Raw genomic sequence first — 6,739 nt, 5'->3', positions numbered from 1 at the left:
GTTATCTGTTCATCGTCGGACATATAGACGGCTATCTATTTTCTTTTTTTTTTTTTTGATCTGCGTGGAGAAGTTCGGGCTGTAGACCACCTCCAGCGGCGTCGTGCTTAACACATCGAGGGTGCTTTGCGCGGCGGCGGTATTGGGCTCCACGTACGCCAGCCGTTTACCCTGCAGACAATCCATGGCCGGACGATCGGTCAGCACGTTCGGGTTCAGGTCGAGGTTGATATGGAACCAGAAGGTCGAACCCCGGTTAGGCTGGCTGTGGAAGGAGATATCGCCCCCCATCTCATTAACCAGTTTTTGCGTGATGACCAGCCCCAGCCCGGTACCGCCGTGGCGGCGGGAGATACTGGCGTCGGCCTGGCGGAAGGCCTGGAACAGCCGGGACTGATCGCGCTCAGGAATACCGATCCCCGTGTCGCGGATCTGCACCTCAATCTGCACTTTGGTATTGCTGATGGAGCGTTTTTCGACCAGCACGTCGATGTTCCCGCTCTCGGTGAACTTAATGGCGTTACCCACCAGGTTGGTGATCACCTGTTGCAGGCGCAGCGGATCGCCAATGACGTTGTCCGGCACATCATTTTTAATGTTCAGCGTAAGCTCCAGCCCCTTGTCGTGGGAGGAGTGCGCCAGTAGGGTGACCACCTCATCCAGGGTGTTGCGCAGCGGGAACGGAATACTCTCGAGGATCAGTTTGCCCGCTTCGAGCTTGGAGAAGTCCAGTACGTCATTGATGATCGCCAGCAGGTTGTTGGCGGAGCGTTCAATGGTATGCAGGTGGTCACGCTGGGTCGGGTTGAGCTCGGTTTTCAGCGTCAGGCGGGTAAAGCCAATCACCCCGTTGAGCGGGGTGCGCAGCTCGTGGGACATATTCGCCAGGAACTCCGACTTGATGCGTGCCGCCTCCTGGGCGCGTTTTTTAGCCAGATCCAGCTCAACGTTCTGGATCTCCATCTGCTCCAGCGTTTCGCGCAGGTCGGAAGTGGCCTGATCGACGTTATGCTGCATCTCCTCATGGTATGCCGCCAGCGACATGGCCATTGAGTTGATGCCGTTTTTCAGCATATCCAGCTCGCCGAGCATAAAGCCTTCGACGCGGCTGTCGAGCTGGCCCCGGCGGATCCGGTCGACGGTATTCACCATGTTGCGGATGGGGCTGGTTACATCCCGCATCAGACGCCAGCCGAAGATCAGCGCAATGCCGATACAGAACAGCATCATCACCGTGGAGATAAAGATCTCCCGGTACTGTTGCAGCCGCACGGACTTGAGATCCAGCTCCAGCGCCACATATCCCAACAGATTGTTATTGGGCTTAGCGTCCGACGCGGGAGATTCATCCGGTGAATAGCTTTCCGAAATAATAGGGGTGCGCAGGATCATTTTTTCATCCTGGCGGATCACGCTCAGCCGTTTTGGAAACGCCGTACCATCCGGCAGCTTCAGGGTGTCGGGATCAAGCTGAATATTGGAGGTCACAAACAGGTGATTATTTTGGTCATACACTGAAATCGCCCGCACAATGTCCGAATGACGACGGTGCAGAATGCTGATGAGCTGGCCGATGGGCTCGCGATTTTGCAGGTTCATGCCGTACTCGCTGGAGACCGCGAGCGGCTCAATAATGCTGGCACCGGCGTCCTCGAGCTGACGTTGCAGGTCGTTATAACGGTGCACCACGAAGAAGGTACTCAGCAGTAAACCAATGAGTACGGTAGGGGCGAGGATCAAAATCATCATGCGCGCACGCAGGCTGTAGTTGGTCATGGAGTTCCGTTATGGGACAATTAGAGTCAATATGTTCATTTGAGAAAATTCCCGGCGATGGCGCAATTCTACTCTGCAAAGCGACGCGTGACGACGCGTCAGATCATAACTGTTGAAGTGACAGACCTCGATCCGTTCGGACAGGGGGTGGCGCGCCACGAGGGCAAGACCGTATTTATTCCCGGCCTGCTGCCCCAGGAGCGTGCGGAAATCACCCTGACGGAAGAGAAACGTCAGTACGCACGCGGGCAGGTAAAGCGCCGTCTTAATGATAGCCCGGAACGTGAAACGCCTCGCTGCCCGCACTTTGGCGTCTGCGGCGGCTGCCAACAACAGCACGCCAGCGTCGCGCTGCAGGAGCGCAGCAAAAGCAACGCCCTGGCGCGCCTGCTGAAGCACGACGTCGATGAGGTGATCGCAGATAAACCCTGGGGCTACCGCCGCCGGGCGCGTCTGAGCCTCAATTATCAGCCGAAAACCGCGCGTCTGGAGATGGGCTTTCGCAAGGCCAACTCCAGCGACATCGTTGATGTCAGAGCGTGCCCCATTCTGGTGCCCCGTCTTGAGGCATTGCTGCCAGAGGTGCGCAAATGCCTCTCTGACCTGCAGGGCGTCCGCCATCTTGGGCACGTTGAGCTGGTGCTGGCGAACAGTGGCCCGCTGATGGTGCTGCGCCATATGGCGCCGCTGTCGGCCCGGGATCGTGAAAAACTGGAACGCTTTTCGCATTCTCATGACCTTGCGCTTTATCTCGCCCCGCAAAGCGAGATACTTGAGCAACTGAGCGGCGAAACGCCCTGGTATGATTCAGACGGGCTACGCTTAACGTTCAGCCCGCGCGACTTCATTCAGGTTAACGACGGCGTTAACCAGCAGATGGTCGCGACCGCGCTGGCGTGGCTGGATATTCAGCCGGAGGACCGGGTACTCGACCTGTTTTGCGGGATGGGCAACTTTACCCTGCCGCTGGCAAAACGGGCACGAAGCGTGGTCGGCGTTGAAGGCGTGGCGGCGCTGGTGGAAAAGGGGCGCGATAACGCTGTTCACAATGCGCTGCAAAACGTGACATTTTTTCACGAAAATCTTGAAGAGGATGTTACCCAGCAGCCATGGGCGGCGCACGGTTTCGATAAAATCCTGCTTGATCCGGCACGCGCGGGCGCGCCAGGCGTGATGCAGCATATTATTAAACTGGCGCCCAAACGCGTGGTCTATGTTTCCTGTAATCCGGCAACGCTTGCCCGCGATAGCGAGGCGTTATTAGCGGCGGGTTACCAGATTCAGCGTCTGGCAATGCTTGATATGTTCCCGCACACTGGGCATCTGGAATCAATGGCGTTGTTTGAACACAATTGATGAGTTTCGGCTTGTCGAATTCGACAGGCAGGGGTCCCTAAAGGAGAGGACAATGGTTGCGGTAAGAAGTGCACATCTCAATAAAGCTGGTGAGTTTGACCCACAAAAATGGATCGCAAGTCTGGGGATTGCCAGCCAGCAGTCGTGTGAACGCTTAACCGAAACATGGGCCTACTGTCTGCGCACCACGCAGGGGCATCCCGATGCCGAGCTGCTGTTGTGGCGCGGCGTAGAGATGGTTGAGATCCTCTCCATGCTGAGTATGGATATCGACACCCTGCGTGCGGCTATGCTCTTCCCGCTGGCCGACGCCGAGGTGGTCACAGAAGAGGTGCTGCGCGAAAGCGTCGGGAAATCGATCGTGGCGCTGATCCACGGCGTGCGTGATATGGCGGCCATCCGTCAGCTCAAAGCCACCCACACCGATTCGGTCTCGTCTGAACAGGTGGATAACGTGCGTCGTATGCTGCTGGCGATGGTGGATGATTTCCGCTGTGTGGTCATTAAGCTTGCCGAACGCGTCGCCCACCTGCGGGAAGTCAAAGACGCGCCGGAAGACGAACGCGTGCTGGCGGCGAAAGAGTGCACCAACATCTATGCCCCGCTGGCGAACCGTCTGGGCATCGGCCAACTGAAATGGGAGCTGGAGGATTACTGCTTCCGCTACCTGCACCCGGCGGAATACAAACGCATTGCTAAGCTGCTGCACGAACGCCGTATCGATCGGGAACACTACATCGATGAGTTTGTCGGCGGCTTACGTAAGTCGATGAAAGAAGAGGGTGTGAAGGCCGAAGTCTATGGCCGTCCGAAGCATATCTACAGCATCTGGCGCAAAATGCAGAAAAAGCATCTCGCCTTTGACGAGCTGTTTGATGTGCGCGCCGTGCGTATCGTCGCCGAGCGGTTGCAGGACTGCTACGCCGCGCTGGGGATTGTCCACACCCATTACCGTCACCTGCCGGATGAGTTTGACGACTATGTCGCCAATCCGAAACCGAACGGCTACCAGTCGATCCATACCGTGGTGCTGGGGCCGGGCGGCAAAACCGTCGAAATCCAGATCCGTACTAAGCAGATGCATGAGGAGTCCGAGCTCGGCGTCGCCGCGCACTGGAAGTATAAAGAGGGGCCCACAAGCGGGGCGCGCTCCGGGCACGAGGATCGTATCGCCTGGCTGCGTAAGCTGATTGCGTGGCAGGAGGAGATGGCCGACTCCGGTGAAATGCTCGACGAATTGCGCAGCCAGGTCTTTGACGACCGGGTCTACGTCTTTACGCCGAAAGGCGACGTGGTTGACCTGCCGGCAGGCTCAACGCCGCTGGACTTCGCCTACCACATCCATAGCGATGTGGGGCATCGCTGCATCGGCGCCAAAATCGGCGGGCGTATCGTGCCGTTCACCTACCAGCTGCAGATGGGCGACCAGATTGAGATCATCACCCAGAAACAGCCGAACCCGAGCCGCGACTGGCTGAACCCGAACCTCGGCTATGTCACCACCAGCCGCGGGCGCTCAAAAATTCATGCCTGGTTCCGCAAGCAGGATCGCGACAAGAATATTCTTGCCGGACGCCAGATCCTCGATGACGAGCTGGAGCATTTAGGCATCCACCTGAAAGAGGCGGAAAAATGCCTGCTGCCGCGCTACAACTTTAACGAGCTGGATGAGCTGCTGGCCGCCATTGGTGGTGGGGATATTCGTCTTAACCAGATGGTGAATTTCCTGCAGGCGCAGTTCAACAAACCGAGCGCGGAAGAGCAGGATGCGGCGGCGCTGAAGCAGCTTCAGCAGAAGAGCTACGCCCCCTCTCACCGTGGCAAAGAAAAAGACAAAGGCAGAGTGGTGGTGGAGGGCGTCGGCAACCTGATGCACCATATTGCCCGCTGCTGCCAGCCAATCCCGGGGGATGAGATTGTCGGCTTTATCACCCAGGGGCGCGGGATCTCCATTCACCGTGCGGACTGCGATCAGCTGGACGATTTACAGTCTCACGCGCCGGAACGCATCGTGGATGCGGTGTGGGGCGAGAGCTATTCCGCCGGTTATTCACTGGTAGTGCGGGTCTCAGCCAACGATCGCAGCGGCCTGCTGCGCGATATCACCACCATTCTGGCGAACGAGAAGGTGAACGTGCTGGGCGTCGCCAGCCGCAGCGATACGCGCCAGCAGCTCGCCACCATTGATATGACCATCGAAATCTATAACCTGCAGGTGCTGGGCCGTGTGCTCGGCAAGCTGAACCAGGTGCCGGATGTGATCGACGCCCGTCGTCTGCACGGCGGATAATCGCACCTTCTTTTGTAGGCCGGGTAAGGCGCAAGCCGCCACCCGGCATTTTTTTATCAGGACAAAACTATGACCCAAATCGACCGCCTGCTCGGCATTATGCAACGTCTGCGCGACCCGGAAAACGGCTGTCCGTGGGATAAAGAGCAGACTTTCGCCACCATCGCCCCCTACACGCTTGAAGAGACCTACGAGGTGTTGGACGCTATCTCCCGGGAAGATTTTGACGATCTGCGCGGCGAGCTGGGTGACCTGCTATTCCAGGTGGTGTTCTATGCGCAGATGGCCCAGGAGGAGGGGCGGTTTGATTTCAATGATATCTGCGCCGCCATCAGCGACAAGCTGGAGCGCCGCCATCCGCACATCTTTGGTGATGCCACCGCCGAAAACAGTACCGAGGTTCTGGCCCGCTGGGAACAGATTAAAAGCGCGGAACGGGCTGAAAAGTCGCAACATTCGGCGCTGGACGATATTCCGTTAAGCCTGCCGGCGCTGATGCGCGCGCACAAGATTCAGAAACGCTGCTCGACGGTGGGGTTTGACTGGACATCCTTAGGCCCGGTGCTCGACAAAGTGCATGAAGAGATTGACGAGGTGATGCACGAAGCGCAGCAGGCGGTAGTGGATCAGGAGAAGCTTGAAGAGGAGATGGGCGATCTGCTGTTTGCCACCGTCAATCTTTCCCGTCATCTGGGCGTCAAAGCCGAAGTGGCGCTGCAGAAAGCGAACCTCAAATTCGAGCGCCGCTTCCGGGAAGTGGAGCGCATTATCGCGGCGCGCGGCCTGGAAATGACCAGCGTGGACCTCGACGCGATGGAAGAAGTCTGGCAGGAAGTAAAACGCCAGGAATCTGATCTCTAACGGGTTTTTGCGATCAAGCGCAATTTGTGTGATTTTTTAAATGACAAGCGCTTGATTTGCGTCAAAAACATTTACCCAAAAGGGGCTATTTTCTCACTCCCAATATGAGTCAAAGCCTGAGACAGGAGACGGAGAATGAAAGTTTGTGGCGCTCGCCGTGTTCGGGTATACTACTTTCCCGTCCTGGTTATTCCATCGTTTCACCCTAACTTCTCAGGTTCAGCATGACAACGAACTATATTTTTGTGACCGGCGGGGTTGTATCCTCTCTGGGTAAAGGCATTGCCGCAGCCTCCCTCGCAGCCATTCTTGAAGCCCGTGGCCTCAATGTGACCATGATGAAGCTGGATCCGTACATCAACGTCGATCCAGGTACCATGAGCCCGATCCAACACGGGGAAGTGTTCGTTACTGAAGACGGCGCTGAAACCGACCTGGACCTGGGTCACTACGAGC

The 6,739-nt window shown here is 57.2% G+C and carries 4 protein-coding genes and 1 pseudogene; 4 read left to right on the top strand and 1 reads right to left on the bottom strand.

Annotated elements, in window-relative coordinates; all coding sequences use genetic code 11:
• Window positions 1-9 precede the first annotated feature (9 nt).
• On the bottom strand, window positions 10-1,776 hold the full coding sequence (gene barA / locus WFM46_RS22210; protein WP_336998567.1) for a two-component sensor histidine kinase BarA: 1,767 nt from the start codon (window positions 1,774-1,776) through the stop codon (window positions 10-12).
• A gap of 57 nt (window positions 1,777-1,833) precedes the next feature.
• On the opposite strand from barA, the gene rlmD reads away from it, so the two are divergent.
• The 4 genes and pseudogenes from rlmD to pyrG all read left to right on the top strand — a co-directional run.
• Complete coding sequence (gene rlmD, locus WFM46_RS22205; protein ID WP_336998566.1) at window positions 1,834-3,132, top strand: 23S rRNA (uracil(1939)-C(5))-methyltransferase RlmD; 1,299 nt, start codon at window positions 1,834-1,836, stop codon at window positions 3,130-3,132.
• A gap of 52 nt (window positions 3,133-3,184) precedes the next feature.
• On the top strand, window positions 3,185-5,422 hold the full coding sequence (relA, locus tag WFM46_RS22200) for a GTP diphosphokinase (protein ID WP_336998565.1): 2,238 nt from the start codon (window positions 3,185-3,187) through the stop codon (window positions 5,420-5,422).
• A gap of 69 nt (window positions 5,423-5,491) precedes the next feature.
• Window positions 5,492-6,283 carry a nucleoside triphosphate pyrophosphohydrolase gene (mazG, locus tag WFM46_RS22195; RefSeq protein WP_336998564.1) on the top strand — a complete coding sequence of 264 codons (792 nt, stop codon included), beginning with the start codon at window positions 5,492-5,494 and terminating at the stop codon, window positions 6,281-6,283.
• 224 nt (window positions 6,284-6,507) lie between these two features.
• Window positions 6,508-6,739, top strand: a pseudogene (gene pyrG / locus WFM46_RS22190) (CTP synthetase); the annotation flags it as partial.

This window comes from Leclercia sp. M50, from assembly GCF_037150775.1.
In the GTDB taxonomy this organism is placed as follows: domain Bacteria; phylum Pseudomonadota; class Gammaproteobacteria; order Enterobacterales; family Enterobacteriaceae; genus Enterobacter.
The sequence above is the reverse complement of the archived record's forward strand: the minus strand, read 5'-3'. Positions and strand labels throughout refer to the sequence as shown.